Source organism: Roseibium sp. MMSF_3412, assembly GCF_030733265.1.
Classification (GTDB): Bacteria; Pseudomonadota; Alphaproteobacteria; order Rhizobiales; family Stappiaceae; genus Roseibium.
Genome location: NZ_JASHJI010000016.1, coordinates 71,672 through 94,900, shown reverse-complemented (window position 1 = coordinate 94,900; position 23,229 = coordinate 71,672). Strand labels below are relative to the sequence as shown.

General features: G+C 58.4%; 18 protein-coding genes and 1 tRNA gene. 6 read left to right on the top strand and 13 right to left on the bottom strand.

Annotated features, from left to right (window positions below; all coding sequences use genetic code 11):
• Window positions 1-605: 605 nt before the first annotated feature.
• A complete protein-coding gene (locus RBB49_RS22585; RefSeq protein ID WP_306145161.1) occupies window positions 606-1,835 on the bottom strand; it encodes a cytochrome P450 in 1,230 nt (409 codons plus the stop codon).
• A 909-nt stretch (window positions 1,836-2,744) separates the two neighbouring features.
• Between RBB49_RS22585 and RBB49_RS22580 the strand changes: the two genes are divergently transcribed.
• Window positions 2,745-3,449 (top strand): hypothetical protein, encoded by a 705-nt coding sequence (locus RBB49_RS22580; RefSeq protein ID WP_306145160.1) that lies wholly within the window; start codon window positions 2,745-2,747, stop codon window positions 3,447-3,449.
• Here the strand turns inward: RBB49_RS22580 and RBB49_RS22575 are convergent.
• The 3 genes from RBB49_RS22575 to RBB49_RS22565 form a co-directional block, all read right to left on the bottom strand.
• Window positions 3,376-3,888: a hypothetical protein gene (locus RBB49_RS22575; protein WP_306145159.1), complete on the bottom strand. Its 513-nt coding sequence runs from the start codon at window positions 3,886-3,888 to the stop codon at window positions 3,376-3,378. The two genes, RBB49_RS22580 and RBB49_RS22575, sit on opposite strands and share 74 nt — an antisense overlap.
• A gap of 339 nt (window positions 3,889-4,227) precedes the next feature.
• Entirely contained in the window at window positions 4,228-6,102 is a 1,875-nt protein-coding gene (locus tag RBB49_RS22570; protein ID WP_306145158.1) for an adenylate/guanylate cyclase domain-containing protein, read from the bottom strand.
• 146 nt (window positions 6,103-6,248) lie between these two features.
• Window positions 6,249-6,325: transfer RNA gene (locus tag RBB49_RS22565), tRNA-Pro, on the bottom strand.
• A gap of 451 nt (window positions 6,326-6,776) precedes the next feature.
• Between RBB49_RS22565 and RBB49_RS22560 the strand changes: the two genes are divergently transcribed.
• Window positions 6,777-7,376 carry a VPLPA-CTERM sorting domain-containing protein gene (locus RBB49_RS22560; protein WP_306145157.1) on the top strand — a complete coding sequence of 200 codons (600 nt, stop codon included), beginning with the start codon at window positions 6,777-6,779 and terminating at the stop codon, window positions 7,374-7,376.
• 183 nt (window positions 7,377-7,559) lie between these two features.
• On the opposite strand, the gene RBB49_RS22555 is transcribed toward RBB49_RS22560, so the two are convergent.
• The 4 genes from RBB49_RS22555 to RBB49_RS22540 all read right to left on the bottom strand — a co-directional run bounded on the left by RBB49_RS22555 (window position 7,560) and on the right by RBB49_RS22540 (window position 12,316).
• Window positions 7,560-8,819, bottom strand: coding sequence for an O-antigen ligase (locus tag RBB49_RS22555; protein ID WP_306145156.1), 1,260 nt, complete (start codon window positions 8,817-8,819; stop codon window positions 7,560-7,562).
• Window positions 8,816-10,423, bottom strand: coding sequence for an undecaprenyl-phosphate glucose phosphotransferase (locus RBB49_RS22550; RefSeq protein WP_306145155.1), 1,608 nt, complete (start codon window positions 10,421-10,423; stop codon window positions 8,816-8,818). Before RBB49_RS22550 ends, RBB49_RS22555 begins: the two co-directional genes overlap by 4 nt.
• Window positions 10,423-11,652, bottom strand: a complete 1,230-nt coding sequence (locus RBB49_RS22545; RefSeq protein WP_306145154.1) for a glycosyltransferase — start codon at window positions 11,650-11,652, stop codon at window positions 10,423-10,425. The genes RBB49_RS22550 and RBB49_RS22545 overlap by 1 nt, the downstream gene beginning before the upstream one ends.
• Window positions 11,653-11,758: 106 nt before the next feature.
• Window positions 11,759-12,316, bottom strand: coding sequence for a polysaccharide biosynthesis/export family protein (locus tag RBB49_RS22540; RefSeq protein ID WP_306145153.1), 558 nt, complete (start codon window positions 12,314-12,316; stop codon window positions 11,759-11,761).
• 196 nt (window positions 12,317-12,512) lie between these two features.
• Between RBB49_RS22540 and RBB49_RS22535 the strand changes: the two genes are divergently transcribed.
• Window positions 12,513-14,951, top strand: a complete 2,439-nt coding sequence (locus RBB49_RS22535) for an exopolysaccharide transport family protein (RefSeq protein ID WP_306145152.1) — start codon at window positions 12,513-12,515, stop codon at window positions 14,949-14,951.
• 132 nt (window positions 14,952-15,083) lie between these two features.
• Here the strand turns inward: RBB49_RS22535 and RBB49_RS22530 are convergent, their stop codons facing one another.
• Complete coding sequence (locus RBB49_RS22530; protein WP_306145151.1) at window positions 15,084-16,292, bottom strand: GNAT family N-acetyltransferase; 1,209 nt, start codon at window positions 16,290-16,292, stop codon at window positions 15,084-15,086.
• Window positions 16,293-16,504: 212 nt separating this feature from the next.
• Between RBB49_RS22530 and RBB49_RS22525 the strand changes: the two genes are divergently transcribed.
• Window positions 16,505-17,536, top strand: a complete 1,032-nt coding sequence (locus RBB49_RS22525; RefSeq protein WP_306145150.1) for a polysaccharide deacetylase family protein — start codon at window positions 16,505-16,507, stop codon at window positions 17,534-17,536.
• Here RBB49_RS22525 and RBB49_RS22520 read toward each other — a convergent pair.
• Window positions 17,496-17,681: a DUF2842 domain-containing protein gene (locus tag RBB49_RS22520; protein ID WP_306145149.1), complete on the bottom strand. Its 186-nt coding sequence runs from the start codon at window positions 17,679-17,681 to the stop codon at window positions 17,496-17,498. The two genes, RBB49_RS22525 and RBB49_RS22520, sit on opposite strands and share 41 nt — an antisense overlap.
• 206 nt (window positions 17,682-17,887) lie before the next feature.
• On the opposite strand from RBB49_RS22520, the gene RBB49_RS22515 reads away from it, so the two are divergent.
• Window positions 17,888-18,961: a COX15/CtaA family protein gene (locus RBB49_RS22515; RefSeq protein WP_306145220.1), complete on the top strand. Its 1,074-nt coding sequence runs from the start codon at window positions 17,888-17,890 to the stop codon at window positions 18,959-18,961.
• A gap of 452 nt (window positions 18,962-19,413) precedes the next feature.
• On the opposite strand, the gene RBB49_RS22510 is transcribed toward RBB49_RS22515, so the two are convergent.
• The 3 genes from RBB49_RS22510 to RBB49_RS22500 form a co-directional block, all read right to left on the bottom strand.
• On the bottom strand, window positions 19,414-20,694 hold the full coding sequence (locus tag RBB49_RS22510) for an O-acetylhomoserine aminocarboxypropyltransferase (RefSeq protein WP_306145148.1): 1,281 nt from the start codon (window positions 20,692-20,694) through the stop codon (window positions 19,414-19,416).
• A gap of 147 nt (window positions 20,695-20,841) precedes the next feature.
• Entirely contained in the window at window positions 20,842-21,372 is a 531-nt protein-coding gene (locus tag RBB49_RS22505; protein ID WP_306145147.1) for a CoA-binding protein, read from the bottom strand.
• 29 nt (window positions 21,373-21,401) lie between these two features.
• A complete protein-coding gene (locus RBB49_RS22500) occupies window positions 21,402-22,223 on the bottom strand; it encodes an enoyl-CoA hydratase (RefSeq protein WP_306145146.1) in 822 nt (273 codons plus the stop codon).
• Window positions 22,224-22,383: 160 nt separating this feature from the next.
• Here RBB49_RS22500 and RBB49_RS22495 point away from each other — a divergent pair, with 160 nt between their 5' ends.
• Window positions 22,384-23,208 (top strand): DUF1194 domain-containing protein, encoded by an 825-nt coding sequence (locus RBB49_RS22495; RefSeq protein ID WP_306145145.1) that lies wholly within the window; start codon window positions 22,384-22,386, stop codon window positions 23,206-23,208.
• Window positions 23,209-23,229 lie beyond the last annotated feature (21 nt).

Genomic DNA, 23,229 nt, shown 5'->3' with positions numbered 1-23,229 from the left:
CTCTGAATATTGAAGCCGCTTCTTCATGAAAATGCAGTGTGTAGAAATAGGGGGCGACATGCAAGAAGATGGTGGCGGGTACCGCGCAGAAGAACAGGACGAAAGCCGTGAAAAGCACCTTCTGACCGAAGGTCCAAATCGGCATTTTTGAAGCGTCCTTTATCTGCGCGATGACCATGAATGCGAGCATGGGCAAGACGCAGGCTGCATAAATCTTCCAGGCATGATCCGTGAGATTTTCAGACGCCAGGAAAGGCGTGAAAATGATCAGCGGAATGAGGCAGAGGTCCAGGGTACGGCCCCATAAATGAGGTCGAAATGGTTTGAGGCGGCTTGCTTTTCGTCAAGGAGCGGAAGCGCAGAAAATGTCCCTCATTTTCAAGCCTTTCGCAACGCCGAAGAGGAGCAAGCCGGTCAAATCCGAAGGACATGAAAATGGCTTCACCCCGTGGCGTCAGGGTGCTTGACCGGGCAGGAAGTCCGCTCCGCGCACCCTTCCTAACGGGATTTCGCCATTTCGCATGCCATTTCTGTCTCATTTAGGGGGGCGTACCCTGAGGCGATGATGAACAGAAGTATCCGAAAAAAGGTTTGTGCCATCGTTTTCAGTCAGGTTTCCAGCTGATCGGCAGCGATTGCGGCCCTCTCACCGATAACCCCCGTTTGTAAGAGACGGTGTCTGCTGCCAGTTCGATCGTCTTGAAGCGCTGAAGCAGGGTTGAGAAAATGATGTCCATATCGAGCCGCGCCAGGTGATTGCCGAGACAGAAATGCGCGCCGCGTCCGAACGCAATGTGCCAGTTCGGTGTGCGTGCAACGTCGAAACGGTCGGCGTCCGGAAACTGCTTGGGGTCGCGGTTGGCAGCCCCGTACAGAACGCCGAATTTTGTTCCGCGCGGAAACGTCTGACCGCTGATCTCGACATCGTCCGTGCAATAGCGGTGGAAGAAGGGCAGGGGCGACTCGTAGCGGAACATCTCCTGGACCGCCGTTTTCATCAGGCCTGGCGCGTCGCGAAGCCGCTGCATCTCGCCGGGAAATGTCAACAGGGCGTGCATGCCGCTGCCCAGAACATCGATTGTCGATCCGTGCCCGGCCATGAGGATCAGCATCGCTGTTGAGAACAACTCGTCATGCGACATCGTCCCCTGTCTTTCGGCCTCGATCATCACGGAAAGAAGGTCGTCCCCGGGCGTCTTCTCCCGGGCAGCTTTCAGTTCCAGAAGGTAGTGATAAAACTCGGTCGTATTGCGTTCGGCGAGTGCTTTTCGCTCATCGGAGCGATCTATGTCGAAGAACTGGACGATGTTTTCCGACCACGTCCTCAGTTGCGGGCAGTCTGCGTCGGGTACGCCTATGATGCGGCCGATGATATGGCCTGGAACGTGCGCTGCCAGATCTTCCACGAAATCAATCTCGGTTCTGTCCGCCAGCCTGTCGAAAAGCGCGTCGACCGTCTTCTGGATGCTGTCGCGCAGGTTGTTGACCATGACCGGCGTAAACAGTTTGAAGACCTGCTTTCGCAGCCTGTCATGCACGTCCCCGTCGCTGTCGAGCAGGGAGAACTGAACGAACCGGCTGTGATGTGGCATGTCGTGCCAGTTGCCGGCACGTTTCTGATCAGCGATCTCTTCCGGGCTGGCGACGTGATCGAGCGAGCGAACCATCTTGTCGTGCATGACGATTTCCGAGACATCGTCGAACCGGGCAGCCAGCCAGACATCGAAGTCCTTGAAAAAAGTCAGACCCGGTTGTGCCCGCAGGGCGGCATAAAAGGGGTGCGGGTCGCTGGCGAAGGCTTCGGAAAGCGGGTCGAAAGCGGGCGATTGGCTCATTCTGGGCTCACAGATCAGGTATGCGGGGATCGATCATTGGCAGGGCTTGGCCAGGGTACGGACCCCAAGGTGAAAGACTTCGAGCAGGATATGCAAGTGATCACGTGCTCAGGTCTAGGTCATACCCTCATAAATCAGCCCACAATGGCGCAGCAAACGGCAATGAGATGCCAGAAAAAGCGCGAAAAGCGGGCTTCCTGCCCGTTTGAGCGCTTTGACGCAGCAGATCGAAGCCGTTTTTGCGTCCTGGAGGGACAAGGTGAATTTGCCCGGCAACGTCGTTGCAAATCTTTGGAAACCGGACGGTTTCCGGCAGCTTTGCGCCTCGTATCCGAACAAATTCATCCATACCATTGCGGCCTGATTTACGAGGGTATGACCTAGCCTTCTGGACATGTTTTCAGGCGCAAGTGCACTTTGGCATGGAAACAATCACAACCGCGGTGTGGAAAGGGACCGGTGCGATGGCAGCCTGGCGGTGAAAATTAATCAAGATTGGAAGCAGATAGGTGTATTTGGCCCACAAACCCCGGATTTGTCAGTTTAGCGCGTGCGAGGCACAAATTTATCGAGTATATTAATGGTTGTGAAGGCTGTGGCATTCGTATTTTTGTGGCTATTTTATAGAAAGTAGCTGCCAAAATCGAAAATAGATAAAATTTTACTGGAATTTAACAGTCTTCATTTTCCAAGTAAGTTCCAATTTATGGTAAATTTGTTGTTTTTTTCTAGTCAAAACAACGAATAGGGAATAATACTGTGTCAGCGAGGTCCAGAACGGTCCCGTTGCGGGATCGGAGCGGCTTCTGGTGTCCGCTCTCCACGGAATACCGTTAGGAAATTCATCCTGTTCAATACCTGCTGATCGCGATCATGCGGACCTGCGACTTGACGTAATTGGGGGGTTCCTTGGGACCTGAAGACGTTTCGATATTATTCAATGCGTATTCAGCGTGCCGGGCCAGGCTCTACGGGCTTGGTTGCACGGCTCGTGTTCTGCGGGACTTCAGTGAAGTCATTCCCGCGCTTGAAAAGTGCGGCAAGGACGTCACACCGTTTTTCCAGACACGTTTTTTCGACTTCAACGGCCACAACGGGTTCTGCCATGTGGCCTTCGCCGACGAGGAGCCGGTCTCGTTTTACTGCAGCCAGCTGTTCGATACCGGCGCGATGCAATACCTCGACTATCACAGGGTGCAACTGGCCCGGATCTATGGACCGGAATACCCCGTCGACGAATCGTGGGAGTGTCCGCCCATGAAGGAGATTCAGGGCAAGCTGATCTATTCCGGTGATGCGCTGAATGTCTCGGGTCACGGCTCGGCCAGGCTGTCACTTGAACGCCTGGCGCTTATTGCGAGGATGAACCTTTATCTCGGTCTGGCAACCTGGCAGGATGCCAATGCGTGTGTCGGCCTTGCGCGGGCGGACAGGGTGCGCAAGTCCCTCGGTGACATCTACGGCGCTTTTCACAGGTATCCCTACGCGACCAGATGGCTGAACCCGCCGGAGGACAGGAAACAGGACGACATGTTTCTGTTCAACTGGCCGTCAGACGTTCTCTATCTTGCAAAAATAGATGCTCATGAAACTGCGCCGACGTCGGCAGGGTGAGATTGACGAGAACCGGTTTCGGCGACCCGAGCCATAGCCGCTCGATCAGACGGTAGTAGCTGACCGGTATGTTGGTCAGCGCACCGGGAGGGGTGACTTCCATTTCGACGAGCTCAAAGACCCTGTCGCCCTGTGCGGCCCTGGCAAAGCCACCTGCGACGGCCTGGTCGAATTTGGGATCCTGTGTGCGGATTGCCGACGCGAAGTCGCTGCCGAACTGCCCTTCCATGACTTCCTTGATATAGCTGTTCTGACCGACATACCCGATCTGCGGGATATGCTCGCCACTGGCGGCGATCGAGGTGAAAACGACACGGTGAAACTGCGGCATGTCCGGCCGGAATGTTCCGTCCGTTGCCCGCAGGAACTCTTCAAGCTCCTGAATGTGCTGCCCCGCCAATCCTTTCATGTTCGCCGGATCAACGCGCTTGATATGCATTCAGTTTCCTCCGCCTGTCACGTCAGATCCAGGGGCCGTGACAATTCAGAACGATTCTGCCGGATGCCGTTTCGGCAACGTCTTTGTTATAAGTCTTCATCGCAGCATTGGAAGCGGCTCGATGACATCACCCTTAATATAGCCAGTTTCGATCGAGTTTGCATCAATATCGGATGCCGGACAAAGTGTCATTACAGAGCGCGTTCGCGCATGTGGCGACGAGAAAACCGGAGCGGCTCCGCGACGGCTAGTTTGCAGGGTCGACAGCAGAAGCTCAGGCCTGAGAACAACCGTATCCCGGAAACCCGGACTTTTTTTGACCATGGCGGCGCGAGGTGTTCAGCTCGAAACGGCTTTGTCGTCCGGCATCAGTTCGAAGACTTCGATCGCGTCCTCGTATCCCTTGACCTGCGCCTTGCCCGCTGAAACAACCTTGATGCGGCCTTCGACGCGGGCCGCCAACTCCGCGCTGACAAGAATGCTGGTTTTCTTTTCGCGGTTGAGGCCTTCCAGCCGCGAGGCGAAATTGACCGTATCGCCGAGCGCCGTGTAGTTCAGCCGGTCCGAACTGCCGACATTGCCGACAATGGCCTCTCCGGCGTGAAGGCCTATTCGGGTTCTCAGCGGCAGGATGTCCTTGTCCGACCAGGAATCCGTTTCGGCCTTGCAGGCCTCGATCACCGCGAGCGCGGCCCTGCAGGCCTTCACCGGATGGTCGTCGACATGGTTGGGCGCGTTCCAGAACGCCATGACAGCGTCGCCGATGAACTTGTCGATTGTCGCCTCGTGTTCCAGGAGCGTCTGCGTCACGACCTCGAAATAGCGCGACATGCGGTTCATGACTTCCTCGGGCGGGAGTTTCGACGACATGGCGGTGAAGTTCTCGATATCCATGAAGAGGACCGTCACATCGCGCTTCTCGCCTCCCGGTTCGGGTGTCTCCTGCCGCTTGATCATCTGTTGAACGAGGGCCTTGGGGACGTATCTGCCGAAGGTCAGAAGCGACGTGCGCATCTGGTCCAGCGCGGTTTCCAGCTGGAACACCTCGTTGACGACAGAAGATTGCGCAAACGGCCTGTCGAGATCGAAGTTCCGGATGCGCTGCGTGCCCTTGGCGAGTGTCTTCAGCGGTCGCGACAGGGAGCGCGAGACGAGCCAGATGACCGGAATGCTGCACAGCGCGATCAGCGCGGAGACCAGGATCGTTCTTTGAGACGCCCTGGTTATCTCGCCGATCACTTCGCGCGATGGCAGCGCAATCGCCAGATTTTCGCGTTCGCCGGCCCCAAGTCCGATTGCGGAAATGTGTGTCATCCAGGGATGCCCGCTGACCTCGACGGTCTTGATTTTGTCGCGCTCCGGGTTGCGCACCTGTTCCTGGAGCGCGGCGAGAGCGGCATATCTGTCATCGCCTTCCGGAGTGTCCTTGAGTGAGGAATGCGCGAGGAGAGTGCCTTCGTGGCTGATGATCGCCAGAACGCCGGTTCTCGCCTGTGGTTCTGAATCCAGGAACGAACTGAGGTCCGACAGGGTGATGTCGACGCCGACGACACCACGCGGATGCCTTTTGCTGACTGTCAGGCCGGGCCGTTTGGACCCGGTAAAGAGATAGACATCCGTCCGCTCCACGAATGGACTGTCGATGGCCTGTTCGTACCAGGGCCGTTCCCGCGGGTCGTAGGAGATCTCGTCTTCGTTTGAATTCGTGTGCAGCGTGACGCTGTTCTCATCGAGAAAGCGTTCAATCTCGACGGGACGTGACCGGTCGCCCCTCAAGATGATCTGCTCGCGGAAGACGGTGCCCTCCGGCGCGCCCATTTCTTCAAGGCGCGCTTCCGGCAGAGCGCGCGTGGCACCGACAAGATAGTGGCTGCCGTCTTCGTAGCCGATATAGATGTTGGCGATTTGCGGCATGGCGGAGAGAAACGAAATCAGCCGCTTGCGCGCCGGATGGCCGCTCGCCTTGGGTTCGACGTTGACGTCGAGCCAGTCTCCCGAATATTGCGCGATCGCGTTGATCGGTTCGATCAGCGACGCGGTCTGGAGCCGGACCACTTCGGCGGACCGTTCCATAAGCTCGCGCCCGGCCGTCAGGGCCGTCTCCCTGTTGGCATAGTGGGTGTAGGAAATGATTGTCGCCGCGAGCGCCAGGGCGACACTTAACGTCACCGTAAACAGGCTGACGGTTATGGAAAATCTTGAAAGTGGTTTCATCGCCCCCGATCACCGCCCCACGATGCGCACGCGCGTCCTACGCACTGTGTCGAAGCTATTGGCCTGTCTGCATCTTTGCAAGGGGAGGAGGGTTAGACCAACGGCACATGCAACAGGAGAAATCAACTGTGTGCCGTTGAGAAGAATGGTCGGGCAGGCCGGATTTGAACCGACGACCCCTTCACCCCCAGTGAAGTGCGCTACCAGGCTGCGCTACTGCCCGAACGGGTCCTACCTATCTTGTTCGCATTGCGAGTGCAAGCGGCTTGTTTCGTTCCATTCTGATGTTTGTCCGGACGTGTTCCGGACCGGCGCATGCATTCGAGATTTCCGGAGACTGGACACAATAATGTGCAACATGGCCCTGTTTTCGTCTCTGGTGCGATCATCACGGCAAGTTGTGGGCGATGAATATGATAAGCGTATGCGAGACCTGGCAAATTCGAAATTCAAGCGTTTCTCTGCGGTTGTATGCCATATTGCGGTTTTTTAAAATTTGGTTAACGATGAAATCCGGCGTAACCTCATCAATTCGCGTAGAAATCGCAGTTAAAATTTTATTAAGGGCATTGACTCATTTCTCAATATGGCGCTAATGTGCGACGGGTAGTAACGGGGGGCGAAAAGCGTCTCGGTGTTGCTTGTAGTTAAACTATTAAATTGAGTGCAGACAAATGATTAAATCTCTTCGCATATTGACAGTCGCTGCGGCTATGGCTGCATTTTCTGGCGCCGCTTACGCGGCACCGGTAACAGTCGGTCCTGGTGGATTTGACGGCGGTTACGCTACTTCGATCACTTACGATGATGCCGCTGCTCGTGGTACTGCAAACGACCGCGACAACGCTCTGAACGCTCTGGGTGCTGCAGACGGCAACTTCTTCGAAATCGGCTTCGGCAGCTTTGTCGATCTGACGTTCGGTGCAGTGTTCGACAACAGCGTCGTCAAAGTGTTCGAAATCACCTTCAACAATGTGGCTGCGTTCCCTGAGTCTGTTGACCTTTATGTCGGCAGCGGCGGATCCTTCACGTTCGTAGACAGCATCTCGAACCTGGCCGCTCAGACGGGTGCAACCGCTATCACTGGCGCTGGTGTATTCGACACCGTCCGCCTGATGGACACGTCCACTCCGCTGTTCGGCGCGACCACCGGTGGCTTCGATATCGACTCTGTCAAAGTAACGCCGATCCCGCTTCCGGCTGGTATTGCTCTTCTGGGCACCGGCCTCGCGTTCGCTGGCTTCATGAGCCGTCGTCGCCGGAATCAGGCATAACTTCTCTCTGACGAAGTTAGAAGCGAAAAAGCCCGCGCGTCTGGAAACAGGCGCGCGGGCTTTCTTTTTGTGCCGGGCAGGGGCGGCCTTTCTCGCAGCTTGCCCAGAAACCTCATCTCGCAATGGTTTTGACAGGTGCCGGATTGCCGGCTTCCGGTAAGACCTCGCCCGGTTGGTGCGCCATCAGGCTTTTGCAATGACCGGGGCGGCATGAGGGCGGCGGGCTTCGAGCCTGTCGGCGGCGATCAGGCCCCAGGCAAGCCCGTAAAGCATGTACATGTGCCGCCAGCGGTCGGTGTCGATGATCACCGACAGGATGAGATGCGCGACAAAGACGGCGAAGACGCATTGTGTGAACCCTGTCCACGGACGCGACTTGAACAGAAGCGGTACCATGGCTGAAAGCGTCCACAGCGCCAGCACGATATAGGTGACACCGCCGAGCCAGCCGTAGGTCGTGAAGCTCTTCAGGTAGACATTGTGAGTGTCTTCTGGGAAGTAGTTGCGGAAGCCGAGCGTTCCGAGGCCGAGCGGGTGTTCCATCACCAGCTGAAATCCGAGTGCGTAACGGGCAAAGCGGCCAAGCCTCGCGCTGTCGTAGTCCTGAACAAGGCGCGCCCGCTGTTCGAACATCTGCGCGACCGTGTCGATCGAAAGCGCCGCTGTCAGCAGCGCAAATACCGCCAGCACACCGGCAAAGCCCAGCATGATCAGCCGCACCCGGCGGCGGTTGCTGCGTTCTGTCACAAGGGCAAGGAAATAGATGACCAGCACACCGGCGAACAGAACCCCCCAGGCTCCCCGGGAAAAGCTCAGGAAAATGCCGAGCAGCAGGACGGTGAGCGGCACGAGCAGAAACGCGTTTTTCAGAACCGAATCGCGCAGCAGCTTTTGAATGATCAGGAGCGTCGGCAGGACGAGGAACGGCCCGAAAACATTCGGATCCTTGAAGGTCCCGCGCGCCCGGTCGTAGAGCGTGAAGTATTCAGCGCCTGGAAACAGTTGAAAGTAGCCGGCGATACCGACCAACGAGACCAGCACCGCACTGACCGTATATCCGTTCTGGATGATGCGGAAACGTTCCGGTTTCTCGGCAAGGATCGCGGCATAGAAGATCGCCGTGATCGCCAGAAACCCGGATACGGCCATATACATGGACGCATCGCCGAAATCCTTTGCGATCGGAATGGAGGCAATGCCGCCGGTTATGTAGAGCATCAGGCAGATGATCAGGGGGCCGAACTCGCGCCTCAGCTTCAGTCCGCATGCGAGCCAGACCACCGTCAGCAGCGCCATGTAGAGTTCGTAGGGCGCAGGTTCTTCAATCACGAAACCGGACAGGAACGCGGCCAGCCAAAGCGCGCCGTTGCCTAGGCTTCTGACAGGCAGGCCAATTGGCGCATGGGGTGCATATGCGCCAGGATATCCGGCGGCAGCACTCAATAGGCGTTCTCCGTGTTGAGCAGCCGGAACGGCGTCAGCAACAGGATTTTCAGATCAAACAGGATCGACCAGTTCTCGATGTAATAGACATCGCATTCGACCCTCTTTTCGATTTTTTCCGGCGTGTCGACCTCGCCGCGCCATCCGTTGATCTGTGCCCAGCCGGTAACGCCCGGCTTGACCTTGTGGCGGGCGAAATAGCCGTCAACCACGTCGTCCCAGGTGGTGTTGTTGGTGTGCGCGTTGACTGCGTGCGGCCTCGGGCCGACAAGCGACAGCTTGCCGGACAGAACGTTGAAGAGCTGCGGCAGTTCGTCGATTGACGTCTTGCGGATGAAGCGGCCGACGCGGGTCACGCGTGGATCTCCCTTGGTCACGACCTTCTTGGCATCGGGGTCCGACATCTCGGTATACATGGACCGGAATTTCAGAACCTCGATGATCTCGTTGTTGAAACCATAGCGTTTCTGACGGAACAGGACCGGGCCCTTGCTGTCGAGGCGAATGGCGACTGCTGCCGCGATCATCAGCGGAAACAGCGCCAGGATCGCCGCGGAGGCGAACACGAGATCGAAGACGCGCTTGCCGACCATGTCCCAGTTGGCAATCGGCTTTTCGACGACGTCGACAAAGGGAACCGTGCCGATGAACGAGGTGCCCCTGTTCCGGAAGCGAACCTTGTCCGTGTGCGCCGACAGGCGGATATCGACGGGCAGGATCCAGAGCTTCTTCAGAAGCTGCAGGACACGTTTCTCGGCGCGCAGGGGTATGCATACAATCAGCATGTCGATCCGTGCAAGGCGGGCAAACTCGACGAGGTCGCTGATGTTTCCGAGCTTCGGATATCCGGCAACGACCGGCGGCGAACGGTCATTGGCCCGGTCGTCGAAAATGCCGCAGATACGGATGTCGTTGTCCGGCTGGGCTTCGATCTCGTGGATCAGTTCCGCCGCCGCCGTGCCGCCGCCCACGATAATGGCGCGTCGTTCAAGCCGGCCGCGGGTCATCCAGTGACGCACCAGCGAATAGACGGCAAGGCGCGACAGGCACAGCCCGGTCAACCCGAGGGCAAACCAGGCGCCGATCCACGGATCGGGCAGCCCGGAACCTATTCCGGTGGTGGAGCGAAGCAGGGCGAACATGGCAAACACAAGCGTCCAGCCGGCAGCGACGCGTCCGAGCTGCGACAGTCCCTGCCGCATCACCGAGACCTGATAGACATCGGCGGCCTGGAAAAAGGCGAGCGTGAACAGGACAGCGGCAACTGTTGCGAAAAGGGCGGACCAGCCGGCGTCGAGCGCACCGCCGCCGAAAACAGCCGCTGCGCCTGCGCCTGTAACGATCAGCAGAACGTCGCTCAGGCGGACGAGACCTGTCAGAACAGGAACGGAAACGCCTTTGCCGCCAAGGCTTTGTGCGAGTTGCAACGCAGCAACAGAAAGACCGTTTTCAGCCGAGGGCAAGGCATGAAAGTTCTGAGGCCCAATCGCGTCATTGACGCTGTGCCTGAACTGCTTTTCCAGATTCTGCCGCAGATCGACACCGGAATTGATGTCTGGTTCCTGAGGGACAATCTCGGAGGGCTTAAGGGCTGGATTGTTCATTATCGGTTGCTCGATCTGGCGTAAACGGACTGAGGCCTTGCACGTGCCGCGACGGCGTCTTTCGCGCCGGCAACGGAAACCTCTTGCGGTTTGAGCCCTTTGAGTTCTTGATAAAGCGTGGTGATCCGGTCGCTCATGAGTTCGACAGAGAATGTCTCGGCGAGACAGTTACGCAACTCCCTGGCGTCGGCGGACATGCGCTCCGGTTCCGACAATGCGTTCTCCATTGCAACTGTGAGCTTGCCTATATGACCGGGTTCAATGAGCCGGTCGGCGAATTTGCCGAAAACCTCCGGGATGCCGCCGACGCGCGTTGCGATCAGAGGCCGTTGTGCGGCAACGGTCTCCAGAATGATGTATGGCATCGCCTCCGCGCGTGACGGAACCACGACGGTATGTGCCAGTCTGAAAGCCTCGGGCGCGGGAAGGGCGCCGTGGAAGGTGATCGACTTTTCCAGCCCGAGTGACGACACCAGCGTTCGGTAGCGCTCCTCGTCAGGTCCCTCGCCGACGATATGGGCGCTGGGCGCCGTACCAGTTTTCAGGCGGATGTTGTAGAGGGCCTCAATGAACAGATCCGGCCCCTTCAGGTCGCGCAGCATGCCGATATACAGGAAGTCTCCCGCATCCGCGCCGGTCTGGACAGGCGTGAACTCGGCAGGCGTCAGGCCGTTATAGACCATACGCGTCCTGGCCTTCGGAAGACCGACCTTGCTTTCGTAGGCGGCCGCCTCGTAATCCGACACAAAGACGATCCCGTCCGTCAGACGGCCGAGGAGGTATTCCAGAGTGTGATAGACGCGGCCCTCGAACCGGTTCGGGTCGTAGTGCAGGCTGCCGCCGTGCGGGCAGTAGACGCGGGCGACCTTGTTGCCGCGCAACCGCAGCACCGTTCCGATCAGCCGGGCATAGGCCCCGCCTTTCGCGCCGTGCCCGTGCAAGACGTCCGGTCGAAGGTCACGCACATGGCGGTAAAGCGCCATCGCCGCCGACATGTCCTGAAAAGTGAGTTGCCGCTGCATTGGAAAGCGTGCCAGGCCGAGCGAAAGCCTTGGCCTGATCTCGTCCATCAGCTTGTTGTCGAATACGCTGCCCGTACTGCTGTCACAAATTACGCCGACATCATGCCCGGCTTCCGACTGCGCGGTCGCCAAATCGCGTATGTGACGGAAGATCCCGCCAATAGGCGAACGGACACAATGCACGATCCGCATTGGGGTCGTTGTCATGGTGCAGTTTCCCTGTTCTTACCCCCGGGTTTCTTTTTGAACCCGTAAGGCATTGAGGCTGCACCGTATCAAACGGAGGTGAGTCCACAGTTAATGGAGGGGCGCTTTAGAAATAGCGTTCCCGGACGTATATCGTGTCGCCGGGGCGGATCGGGTCCGAAATGGGAACACGGCCGTTTAGAATTTCACCATTAATCTGCCTGGTGATGTCGACATTGGTTTGCTGTGCCCTTGAACTGAAACCGCCTGCCGTTGCGATCGCGTTCTGCACTGTCATGCCGGCGACATAGTTGTACTGGCCTGCATCTTGCACTTCGCCCATGACGAAGATCGGGCGATACGTGTCCACTTCAACGGAAACATCCGGATTGCGGATGTATCCCTGCCGCAATTTGGCGGCAATCTCGGATGCCAGGCCTTGCTGGGTTTTTCCTCTGGCTGCAACGCTGCCGACAAGCGGAAAGGAAATATAACCTGCTTGATCAACGACATAAGTGTTTGAGAGGTCGTCTTGTCCAAACACGATGATGCGCAGCCTGTCGCTGGAGTCCAGGCGATATGGCTGTGTCAGCGTTTCATGAAACGCCGTTGGCGGCTGTCTGTATCCACTGCACGCGGCAAGGCCCAGGCACAAGGCCAGAACAACAAGCGCTCTCGTTCGCATCAGCGACTCTCCTACAATTCCAGGACAGCATCGCGTGTTATGGTTAATTGAGCGTGAAGAGCGTTTTTGACATGACCTGTCAAAACAACTGAGGGCGGTGCAATGATTAACGCCGGCGAACATGCAATTGCAGAAAGCTTAACCGATCGCTTACCCTAATTCGCGATAGTTCGCCGGAAGGTGGAGACAGAACGCAATGAATGCTGATCGGCAGACACATCCCGACGACGACTTGGCGCTTGATCTTGGCGGATTGCTGCGCGCGATCGGCCGCGCTTTGGGCTGGCTGTTGCCGCTGACGCTTCTTGTGGCGGCTGCCGTCTTTGTCGGGTTGCAATTTGTTGCCCCCAAATACAAGAGCGAAGCCCGGGTTCTGATCGAGAGCACGGACAACAAGTTCCCCGGCGCTTCACGCGGTATTGAAGAGGAGAGGGCGCTTCTGGACGCGGAAGGTGTCGCCAGTCAGGTGCAGTTGCTCATGTCCGCGGATCTGGCTCGCAGGGTGGCGACCAAACTGAACCTTGCTGCGATACCCGAATTCGATGCCAGGGGCGACGGGTCCCTGATTGGTGATCTGCTGACCGCGATCGGTCTGAAAAGCGACACGACGGGCAACAGCGCCGAGGAGAGGGTCCTCAAGCATTTCTATGAGAACCTCGACATCTACCAGCTCGAGGGATCGAGGGTCATCGCGGTTGACTATTCCGCCGAGAATCCCGTTCTTGCGGCGAAGGTCGCCAACACCATTGTGGATGAATATCTTTCCTTGCAGTCGAGCGCCAAGCGCGAGACGACGGAACTGGCGTCGGCTGCACTTGAGCCGCAGATCATCGAGTTGCGCAAGGAAGTGCAGGCGGCGCGCCAGGCTGTCGCGGATTTCAGGGCACGGGCGGATCTTCTGATCGGGGCCGACAACATTCCATTGAGCCAGCAGCAGCTTGCCGAAACCAGCAGCGACTACTCCGCGGCCCAGGCCTCCAAGGCAGAGGCGCAGGCGAAAGCTGACCTGCTCAGGGAATTGCTCAATTCCGGCGGGTCGCTTGAAACGGCAAGCGATGTACTCAATTCGACGCTGATCCAGAGACTGAGAGAGCGCCAGGTCGAAATCCAGTCAAACATTGCAGAATTGTCGATCACGCTCCTGCCAAACCATCCGCAGCTTCGTTCGCTTGAATCGCAGCTTGCAGATTACGACCGGCAGATCCGTTCGGAAGCCGGCAAGATCCTGCAGGGTCTGGAAAACGACGCGAAGGTTGCCAATCAGCAGGCGCTTGCGCTGGAAGCGCGTCTTGAGGATTTGAAGACGGCAGCGGCCCGGACCAACGCGGACCAGGCGCGCCTCAGCGAGCTGGAACGGGAAGCAAATGCCAAAGCGGCCCAGCTTGATCAGCTCATGCTCAGCTTCCAGGAAGCTGATTCCCGGCTTCGCGCGCAGGTGCTTCCCGCGGACGCGCGCATCATCTCGCGTGCCAGTGTCCCCGTGGAACCGTACGCTCCCAAGATCATTCCAAGCACGATCATCGCCGCGCTGGTTACGTTCATACTGGGCTGTGCGCTTGTGCTGATGCGTGCCTTTCTTTCAGGCAACGCCCTTTACCGGGTCAACCCCGCAGGTGCCTCGACAGCGCCGCGAATGCACGCTCAGCCGGACCGGCGCGCATCTTCCACGGAACCTGGGTCAAGCGGGCAGTTCATGAGTGCGAACCTTTCCGCGCGCGATCCATTGGGGTGGTCGCCCGGATATGGCGTATCCTCGGCAAATTTTGATCTTTCGCCGGACCTGCGGCGCGGGGAGCCGCACGAACGGTCAGCTGGATCGGACAGCGTCGTTGAGCTTGCTGACATTCCTGCAGCGCCCCGGCGGACGCGTACGCGCCACAAGGGTGAACCGGTCGATGCCAGGAGCGACTACGATCAGGATGTCTCGCCGGACTGGCTGGACAATCTGCGCGCCGATGAGGATGCAACGCCGGCGAGGGACGAGCCGAAACCGGCGACCGACAAGGAGACCGCGCTGGAGCCGCTGGCAGACAAGACACCCGACATACCCTGGAAGAAACAGCCCAAGGCATCCTTCTCCAAGGACATTGATGTGACCGGCCGTATTGTCGTTCTGAGCGTCGATGACGAAAGTCTGTCGCATGACCTTGCTTTCGATCTTGTGCGCAAGGCGGCCGGAAACGGTGTGTCTTCCCTTGTTGTCGAGGTCTTCCCCGATCAGGCGGACAACAGGGCTGCGGAAGGATTCTCCGACGTGGTGTCCGGCCGGATGCCTTTTGCCAAGGTGGTTTACCGGGACGCGGTTTCGAAGGCGCATATCATCGAATCCGGCCGCTTCGCCATTACGGACGACATGGTCAGGTCCGATCGCTTCAGGCTCGCCCTCGACGCGATCAAGTCCACCTATGAAGTGGTCGTCGTCGATCTTGGTGCGATCGACGGATCGCTTGCGAGCGCGCGGATGCTGAGCTTTGCCGATCGCGTCTTCATAGCTGCAAGCGCTCCTGATCATGGCCACGAGCTGCAAAGTGCCGCAAATCTTCTGGCGCACAACACCGGAGCCAGGGTTGAAGTCCTGATTGCCGGCGACATGACACCGGATCCCCGCCGGAACGGTGACGGTCACGCAGCATAAGGTCCTGATCCGCAAGGCCCGTGCCGGGATGCCCCTTCAAACGCTAAAGCCGATTGTCGGGGCGCTTGCACCTATTCCCCTGACCGCTTGAATTGGGTGTGCCACGAAACAAAGCGGCCGGATACGAGGGAGTTACGAGCCGCCCGAGGTCGACTTCCATCGGCGCATCTGCCGCACCAGCGGCCATAGGACGTCCGAGTTTCGTACGGCAGATTTTGCCTGTAATCGAAGCACTTCCAGGGATTTCCTGATGTTGCCTTTGAGAGAAACGGCGAGGCGGCTGTCCGCGAGCGGTACCGGTTCGGCCCAGGAGGTCTTGTACCGCTCTTCACCAAGGCCGAGATCGAGCTCCATCGTCTTCGGGTCCAAACAGGCGTGTTCGATGATTTCCTTGATCAGGACAAGACCGGGGCTGTTGGGCAGCAACTCGTCATGCGCAACGCTGTTGCTGTAGGCGTGGATCGTACCGCCGCCATTCGCACACAGATAGGTTGCCCGGATCCTGCCGTCTGCCTCCAGGAACCAGAGGTCCAGTTCACGCGATGCGTTCCGGGTGCCGTTCAGCCCCAGAAGCTCTTCCAGGAACCGCCTTGCAGCGTCATCAGAAAAGACATTCGGAATGCCCGCCTCCTGTGCGCGTTTTTCCCGCTGCGCGAGGAAGGCTTCAAATCCGCTCCGAAGGTCCGCTTCCGTCTCCGCCCGGACCACCCGGTAGCCGTCGACGGATTGCAGGTGTCTTTGCTTGCGTAACAGGTTCTTGCGGGAGGATTTGCTGTGCGTCTCTCGAAAGAGCGCGTCGAAATCATCGCAAAGTCGGCGCGTGAAGATTGGACTGGGGCTGGGTGTGGCACCGTCCAGAACCAGCGGATGCGCGCGGCCGTGCCAGGTCCCGGGAACATTTTGCAACAGCAGCAGATCGGCCTGCATTTCTTCGCAGACATGTGCCAGAAGCTCGGAAATCCGGGCGCTGCCCACCTGCCGGTAGAAATCGGCATCCCAGATCGCCGTATTCTGGTTTCCGTGCTGATGCCCAAGGAATGACAGCGTCCTCGTGCCGGCCGAATTCTGGATACCCAGCGGAAGGACGAGGGCAGGTTTGCCATCGAGCCGGACCGTCACGATCACAGGGTCAATACCGAGATCGCGCCCGATCGTCTCGCTCCAGGCGGCGAGCCAGCCCGGGGATTGATAGGGGTTGCCGAAACCCGTGGCCGCGAGCTGTTTCCAGTCTGCAGCGGCCGCGCGAATGTCGTCGGAAAGTGCGATCTGCAGACCAGACGGTCTCCGCTTGAATTCGTCTTCAGACTCAGGGCTTGGATTGGTTGCATTTGCCGCTGGCATGGGAGTAATCCATTGTAAACGATCATTGACGATAGCTTTGGGTTGTGCTGGTCGTCCGATCTCAAGCTCGGTAGACTTAGCAGTAATTGTTAAAGAATACGTGCCTTAATGGCGCTTAATTCATCAACGGGCACCGCCGCCATATGGGCATTCGTCAAAAAGCTGTTTCGCGTGCATTCCGGGTCCTGAAGGGATCCGGTTTAGGGCGCGCGATGGCACCGTTGACGCAAGGGTGCGGCGCCGTCTTCATGATGCATCATGTCCGCCCGGCCCGTGACGACGAATTTCAGCCTAACTCGCATCTGGAAATCACCCCGGAGTTTCTGCGCCTTGCGGTTGAGCGTATCCGGGCGAACGGCTACGAGATCATATCGCTGGACGAAGCGGTCGATCTTCTGAAGTCGGGCTACGGTCATCACCGTTATGCCGTTCTGACCTTCGACGACGGCTACCGGGACAATCTCCAGATAGCCTATCCGGTACTGAAGGACCTGCAGGCACCATTCACGGTGTTTGTGGCAACGGGCCTTGTCGAGCGCAGCAGTGAACTCTGGTGGCTGGCGCTGGAACGGATCATCGCGGCAAACGAAACGGTTGAGTTCACCCAGGCGGGGGAGGAAAGTGGTCTGCCATGCGGAACAACGGCTGAAAAAACCGCCTGCTTCGAGCGCATCGTCGACTACCTGACCCTCGAAATCGGCGAATTCGATCAGCGTAAGATCATACGGGCGCTTGCCGAGAAATATGACTTCGACCTCGTGGATCTCGCGGACCAGCAGATGATGACCTGGGACGAGGTGCGCGAACTGGCGAGCGATCCGCTGGTCACGATCGGGGCCCATACGCATGACCACTTTGCGCTTGCGCGGCTGGACAGTTCCTCTGCCCGTGCTGATGTCACCAAGGGCGTCGGAATTCTGGAAAGGGAACTTGGCCGGCGGCCCAAGCACTTTGCCTACCCTTATGGAAAGTCGCACGCTGTCAGCTTGCGCGACGCGGAAATCCTGCGCGACATCGGGTTTTCATCCTCGGTCACAACGCTTCCGGGCGTATTGCAGTCCGTGAATGCACGCGATCCCATGATGTTGCCCCGGGTGTCGCTGAACGGACGCTTTCAGGATCCGGCCGTCGTTGATCAGTACCTGACCGGTGCTCCGTTCGCGCTATATCGGGCAGCCCGCTGGGCCGCCTCGGGATTTGGGGTCAGGTCTGGTTTTTCCCGCTTCTTTCCATCCACCAGATGATGGCGCCTGCCGGAATGACCCAAAGCAGGCCGGCAACCGCGAAATAGACAAAACGCACAAGGTTCGAGGCCTGCTGCAGCGTCATGTCACCGATCACCATCGCCGTGAAGGCGTAAATGATGACGAAGGTGACCAGAAGGACCATGCCTACAAATTTGCGAAACGAGGGAACCATCGTCGGGTGTGTCCGTTTTAGCGATCTATCGGCGCATAATGCGAGACCGATTGACGCAAAATGTCTCAGTCCGCTTGCCGTGGTGTTATTGCACCTATATCTCCGCACACGAAAGGTCAAATCGGCGATGGAATAACCGGGGCGCTTTTATGAACGTTATTGCCAAGGGAGAGGGGATGGCCGACGTCCAGATCCCGCCTGCAAAACTGGAACAGCTCAGGCGCAGCCGGACGATGATCCGCTGGTGGCTCTATTGCGTGTGTCTGCTCATTCTCGCGATGGTCGTGGTTGGCGGAGCGACCCGGTTGACCGAGTCCGGGCTCTCCATCACCGAATGGAAACCGATACACGGTGTCATCCCGCCACTCAGTGAAGCGGAGTGGGAAGAGGAGCTCGAAAAATACCGCCAGATTCCGGAGTATCAGCTCATCAACAAGGGCATGAGCCTGGAGGAATTCAAGTTCATCTTCTGGTGGGAGTGGGGCCACAGGATGCTTGGACGCGTCATCGGGGTTGCCTTCTTTGTCCCCATGGTGGCGTTCTGGGTCGCCGGTCGTGTCGAACCGTGGCTGAAACCGCGCCTTCTGCTCGGCCTCGCCCTTGGAGGGCTCCAGGGCTTCGTCGGCTGGTGGATGGTCGCTTCAGGGCTGGTTGATCGTGTCGACGTCAGCCAATACCGTCTCGCCACGCATCTGACACTCGCGCTGATCATCTTCGCCTATCTGTTCTGGATCGCGAGGCGGTTGACACCGCTTGAAGACCCGTTGCCCGACGAACAGGACCGCTTGACCGGCTTGAGCACCGTCGTTCTTGCCGTGGTGTTTGTACAGATGTTCCTGGGTGGCCTCGTCGCCGGATTGAATGCCGGAATGACCTTCAACACGTGGCCCCTGATGGACGGACAGTTTATCCCTGACGGCTTGTTGCTGCTTCAGCCGGTATGGCTGAATTTCTTTGAAAATGTACTGACCGTTCAGTTCCAGCACCGGATGACGGCTTACATTCTGATCGGGCTGGCAGTGATCCTGATGTGGTCGACCTTCCGGGTCAGCAGGCGCAGTTCGCTGCGCCGTGCAGGTGCGCATCTGGGAGTTTTTGTCGTGCTGCAGGCGGTCTTCGGCATCCTGACGCTGATCTGGCAGGTGCCGCTCTCGATGGCGCTTGTTCACCAGGGTTTCGCGGTCTTTGTCCTTGCCGCTTCGGTCGATCACCTTGCAGCACTCAAGGGGGCTTATCCGGTCAGGGCGTAGTGCCGAAAAACCACAGCCGCCGCACCAACCTGCGTCATTGCAGGGCTTGACCCACTGCTGTCCGGTTCATAACGAAATGGGTCCCTTTGGGCGCGCTTGCGTATGCTGACTTGTCATCCCTGCTGAAGCGCAGCGGAAGGCAGGGAACCTGTAACCTCTTGTTTCTCACGCTTCTTCCAACCTGAGGCCACACGGCGTACTAGATCCCGGTCTTGCCGCTTCCACGCCAAACCGGGACGACAAATCCGGGAAACCAGTCCTTGTCCCAACTTCGCGCTGAACGGAATACTGCCTCTTTCTCAATGACCTGAGTTCGACAGCAAGTTCCGGACCGGACAGCCGTGGGGCACACCATGGCATGACGAGGGTTGATTTCAGCCAAGGGAATGCGATCAAAAAAATGCCCGCCGGAGAGGCGGGCATTTTGCGGTTCAGTGATGCTGCAACAAACGTCAGTCGGACAGTGCCTGATCGAGATCGGCGATGATGTCGTCGACTTCTTCAAGTCCAACAGAAATGCGCACGACATCCGGACCGGCACCGGCTGCCGTTTTCTGATCATCGGTCAGCTGGCGGTGTGTCGTGGATGCCGGATGGATAATCAGGCTGCGCGTGTCACCGATATTGGCAAGATGCGAGAACAGCTCGCACTTGGAAACGAGCGCCACGCCCGCGTCATATCCGCCCTCAACGCCGAAGGTGAAGACCGCTCCAGCGCCTTTCGGCATGTATTTCTGCTGAAGCGCGTGATGCTTGTCCTCCGGAAGGGCCGCATAGGACACCCAGTTGACCTTGCTGTGTCCGGACAGATGCAGGGCAACTTTCTTGGCGTTGTCCGAATGGCGCTGCATACGCAGCGGCAATGTCTCGATGCCGGTGAGAATCATGAAGGAGTTGAACGGCGAGATCGCCGGTCCAAGGTCGCGCAAGCCGAGCACACGGCAGGCGATAGCGAACGCGAAGTTGCCGAACGTCTCGTGCAGGACGATGCCCTGATATTCCGGTCTCGGCTCGGACAGGAGCGGGTAACGCCCGCCGGCCGACCAGTCGAAGCTGCCGCCGTCAACGATGATGCCGCCCATTGAGTTGCCGTGCCCGCCCATGAACTTGGTCAGCGAGTGCAGTACGATATCGGCGCCGTGCTCGATCGGGCGGCACAGATATGGCGTCGCCATGGTGTTGTCCACGACCAGGGGGATACCCTTGGCCTTTGCAAGCGCGGAAATCGCTTCGATATCCATGACGATACCGCCCGGATTCGCCAGGCTCTCGATGAAGATCGCCTTGGTGTTCTCGTCAATCGCCGCTTCGAAGGTGTTGAGATCGTCCGGATCGGCCCATTTCACGCTCCAGCCGAAGCTCTTGAAGGAGTGGTTCAACTGGTTGATGGAGCCGCCATAGAGCTTGTTGGCCGCAACGATGTTGTCGCCGGGCTGCATCAGGGTGTGGAAGCAGAGCAGTTGCGCGGAATGGCCGGATGCGGTCGCAAGGGCGGCGGTGCCGCCTTCCAGGGCTGCGACGCGCTCTTCCAGCACGGCGGTCGTCGGATTGGTGATACGGGTATAGATGTTGCCGAAGGCCTGCAGGCCGAACAGGGAGGCGGCATGGTCGACATCGTCGAAGACGAAAGACGTTGTCTGGTAGATAGGCGTGGCGCGTGCGCCCGTGGACGGATCGGGTGCAGCACCGGCATGAATGGCCAGCGTGGAAAACCCTGGAATATTTTCGCTCATAAACAACCTCCCTTTGGAATTTTGCGCAGTTTGACCGAACCTTGAGGGGAGGTCAAAGCAGGATTTTTCGAATTGAAGCGCCTCGTTGGAATACCGATGTCAAAGGCTTGAGTGTGCCGCAGCGTCTTTTCCGCTCAACCGGCAGCGTCAGCTTTCGCTCTTGCCGGTCAGTCCGCGGTGCTGGAACCCCGATTTGAGTGTCGGGCGCCTGGCGGAAATCGTTTTGGAATTGACCCCGGCCCAGCCGATCTCGCCGGAAAGCCGTCCGTATTCGATCTTTGGGCACCGGTCCATGACAACCTTGATCCCGGCAGCCTCTGCGCGCTTCGCCGCCTCGTCGTGGCGGACCGTCAACTGCATCCAGATGACCTTGGGCAACTTGCCGCTTTGAAGCACCTGCTCGACGATCTGCCCGGCGGCTTCCGAATTGCGGAAGATATCGATCATGTCCGGGACATCCGGAACATCGTCAAGCGAGGCATAGACAGTCTGCCCCAGGATGTCCTTGCCCGCCTGACCCGGATTGATCGGCCAGACGTCATAGCCTTTTGAAAGCAGGTATTTCAGGACGAAATAGGACGGGCGCACAGTGTTCGCCGACGCGCCGATCATCGCAACGGTTTTGACCTCATCAAGGATGCCCTTGATGTAGGTATCGGAATAACTGTCGTGGTTCATTTAAGGAAAACCTTTGCCTGTCGCAGTACTCAGCTGTCCGTCCAGTCGGGTTTGCGTTTTTGCAGGAACGCGGAAATGCCTTCTTCGGCGTCGTTCGCCAGCATGTTTTCCACCATGGTCTGCGCCGCGAAATCATAGGCTTCAGACAGCGGCATTTCGAGCTGGCGATAGAAGGCTTCCTTGCCGATCTTGAGCGTTTTCAGTGACTTGGAGGCAATGGTCTCGGCGTATTTCTGAACAACCTGATCCAGATAGTCACGCGGGACGATCCTGTTGATCAGTCCGAATTCCTTGGCCGTCGAAGCGTCAATGCTCTCCCCGGTAAGCAGCATTTCCATGGCATGTTTCGGGGCGACATTGCGCGAAAGCGCCACCATGGGGGTGGAACAGAAGAGACCGATGTTGACGCCCGGCGTGCAGAAGGTCGCGGTATCCGTTGCAATGGCGAGATCGCAGGAGGCAACCAGCTGGCAACCGGCAGCCGTGGCAACGCCGGTCACGACCGCAATGACCGGTTTCGGCAGGCGGACGATCTGCTGCATCAGGTCGGAACACTGCGCCATGATCCGCTCATAGGTTGCCTTGCCTCCATCGGCTTCCGCGCGGGCGGCGGTCATTTCCTTCAGATCGTGTCCGGCGCAGAAAACCTTGCCTTCTGCGCCCAGCAGGATCACCCGCACAGCTGGGTCTTGGGCGGCCGCGTCCAGTTCCGCAGATAGAGCTGCCATCATCTCCGTTGAGAGTGAATTCATGCGGTCCGGCCGCTGCATGACGATCCGGTAGACGCCTTCGTGGAGCAGTGTGCCGAGCATCGGCTTTTCGGCGTGGTCGTTTGCGGCGGTTTCAGACATGGACCGTTTCCTGCATCGTTTGTTTGGCGCTTGTTATAGCGGAACGCGGCAGGCGCGCGATAGCTGAAAAGTGCCTCCGGGCCGATTGTTTCACGCAGCCTTTATCCAAGGTCGAAAGTACACCGCTGCCAAGCACCCGGTTTTCAGGTAGGATGAAGCCATGTGGAGAGCGGCACTCACACCCTTCATGTTGTTCGCCGCCCTTTTGGGGGCGGGTCTCCAGTCGCAGGTCAAAGCCCAGGAAAGCGTGGATGTTGCCCTTGTCCTCGCCATCGATGTCTCACGCTCAATGTCCCAGGAAGAACTGGAGCTGCAGCGACGCGGCTATGCGGCGGCCATCGCCAGCCCAGAAGTGATCAGGGCCATCGAGCTCGGTGCGCGCGGCAGGATCGCGCTGATGATGTTCGAATGGGCCAACGACAATCATCTGCGCGTGATCGTGGACTGGACCTTGATCGACGAGGCGGCCGACGCACAGGCCTTCTCCGACCAGGTTCTGGAGGATAGGTCCTTCAGCCAGCGACGCACCTCCATATCCGGCGCGATCATCCATGCCGCCGAATTGCTGGAGGAAGTCCCGTTTCAGGCGGACCGGCATGTCATAGACATTTCCGGCGACGGCCCGAACAACCACGGCAGGGCAGTAACGATCGCGCGCGATGCCGCGTTGGAAAAGGGGATCACGATCAACGGCCTGCCGCTGATGACGACAGGCGGGCCGGGCTCGCAGTTCAACATTCCGGATCTGGATGTCTATTACCGCAAATGCGTGACGGGCGGGCCGGCGAGTTTCGTCATACCGGTCACCGACTGGGCCCAGTTTCCCGATGCGGTGCGCCGCAAGCTGACCCTGGAAATCGGCGGATTTCAGCCAGAAAGACCCGTGATCCAGCCTGTGCAATTCTCATTCGAAGAACCCTATGACTGCATGATCGGCGAGAAGATCTGGGACCAGCTGCGCGAGCAGTTCTTTCTGGATCCCTGACGCGGACGTCTAATCTATCCG

Bases quoted from the DNA above. Each gene is read 5' to 3' on its own strand.
- RBB49_RS22560 (WP_306145157.1), top strand. From the start codon at position 6,777: ATGATTAAATCTCTTCGCATATTGACAGTCGCTGCGGCTATGGCTGCA.
- RBB49_RS22535 (WP_306145152.1), top strand. From the start codon at position 12,513: ATGAATGCTGATCGGCAGACACATCCCGACGACGACTTGGCGCTTGAT.
- RBB49_RS22540 (WP_306145153.1), bottom strand. From the start codon at position 12,316: ATGCGAACGAGAGCGCTTGTTGTTCTGGCCTTGTGCCTGGGCCTTGCC.
- RBB49_RS22510 (WP_306145148.1), bottom strand. From the start codon at position 20,694: ATGAGCGAAAATATTCCAGGGTTTTCCACGCTGGCCATTCATGCCGGT.
- RBB49_RS22505 (WP_306145147.1), bottom strand. From the start codon at position 21,372: ATGAACCACGACAGTTATTCCGATACCTACATCAAGGGCATCCTTGAT.
- RBB49_RS22585 (WP_306145161.1), bottom strand. From the start codon at position 1,835: ATGAGCCAATCGCCCGCTTTCGACCCGCTTTCCGAAGCCTTCGCCAGC.
- RBB49_RS22570 (WP_306145158.1), bottom strand. From the start codon at position 6,102: ATGAAACCACTTTCAAGATTTTCCATAACCGTCAGCCTGTTTACGGTG.
- RBB49_RS22575 (WP_306145159.1), bottom strand. From the start codon at position 3,888: ATGCATATCAAGCGCGTTGATCCGGCGAACATGAAAGGATTGGCGGGG.
- RBB49_RS22550 (WP_306145155.1), bottom strand. From the start codon at position 10,423: ATGAACAATCCAGCCCTTAAGCCCTCCGAGATTGTCCCTCAGGAACCA.
- RBB49_RS22525 (WP_306145150.1), top strand. From the start codon at position 16,505: ATGGCACCGTTGACGCAAGGGTGCGGCGCCGTCTTCATGATGCATCAT.
- RBB49_RS22545 (WP_306145154.1), bottom strand. From the start codon at position 11,652: ATGACAACGACCCCAATGCGGATCGTGCATTGTGTCCGTTCGCCTATT.
- RBB49_RS22520 (WP_306145149.1), bottom strand. From the start codon at position 17,681: ATGGTCCTTCTGGTCACCTTCGTCATCATTTACGCCTTCACGGCGATG.
- RBB49_RS22530 (WP_306145151.1), bottom strand. From the start codon at position 16,292: ATGCCAGCGGCAAATGCAACCAATCCAAGCCCTGAGTCTGAAGACGAA.
- RBB49_RS22495 (WP_306145145.1), top strand. From the start codon at position 22,384: ATGTGGAGAGCGGCACTCACACCCTTCATGTTGTTCGCCGCCCTTTTG.
- RBB49_RS22515 (WP_306145220.1), top strand. From the start codon at position 17,888: ATGGCCGACGTCCAGATCCCGCCTGCAAAACTGGAACAGCTCAGGCGC.
- RBB49_RS22500 (WP_306145146.1), bottom strand. From the start codon at position 22,223: ATGTCTGAAACCGCCGCAAACGACCACGCCGAAAAGCCGATGCTCGGC.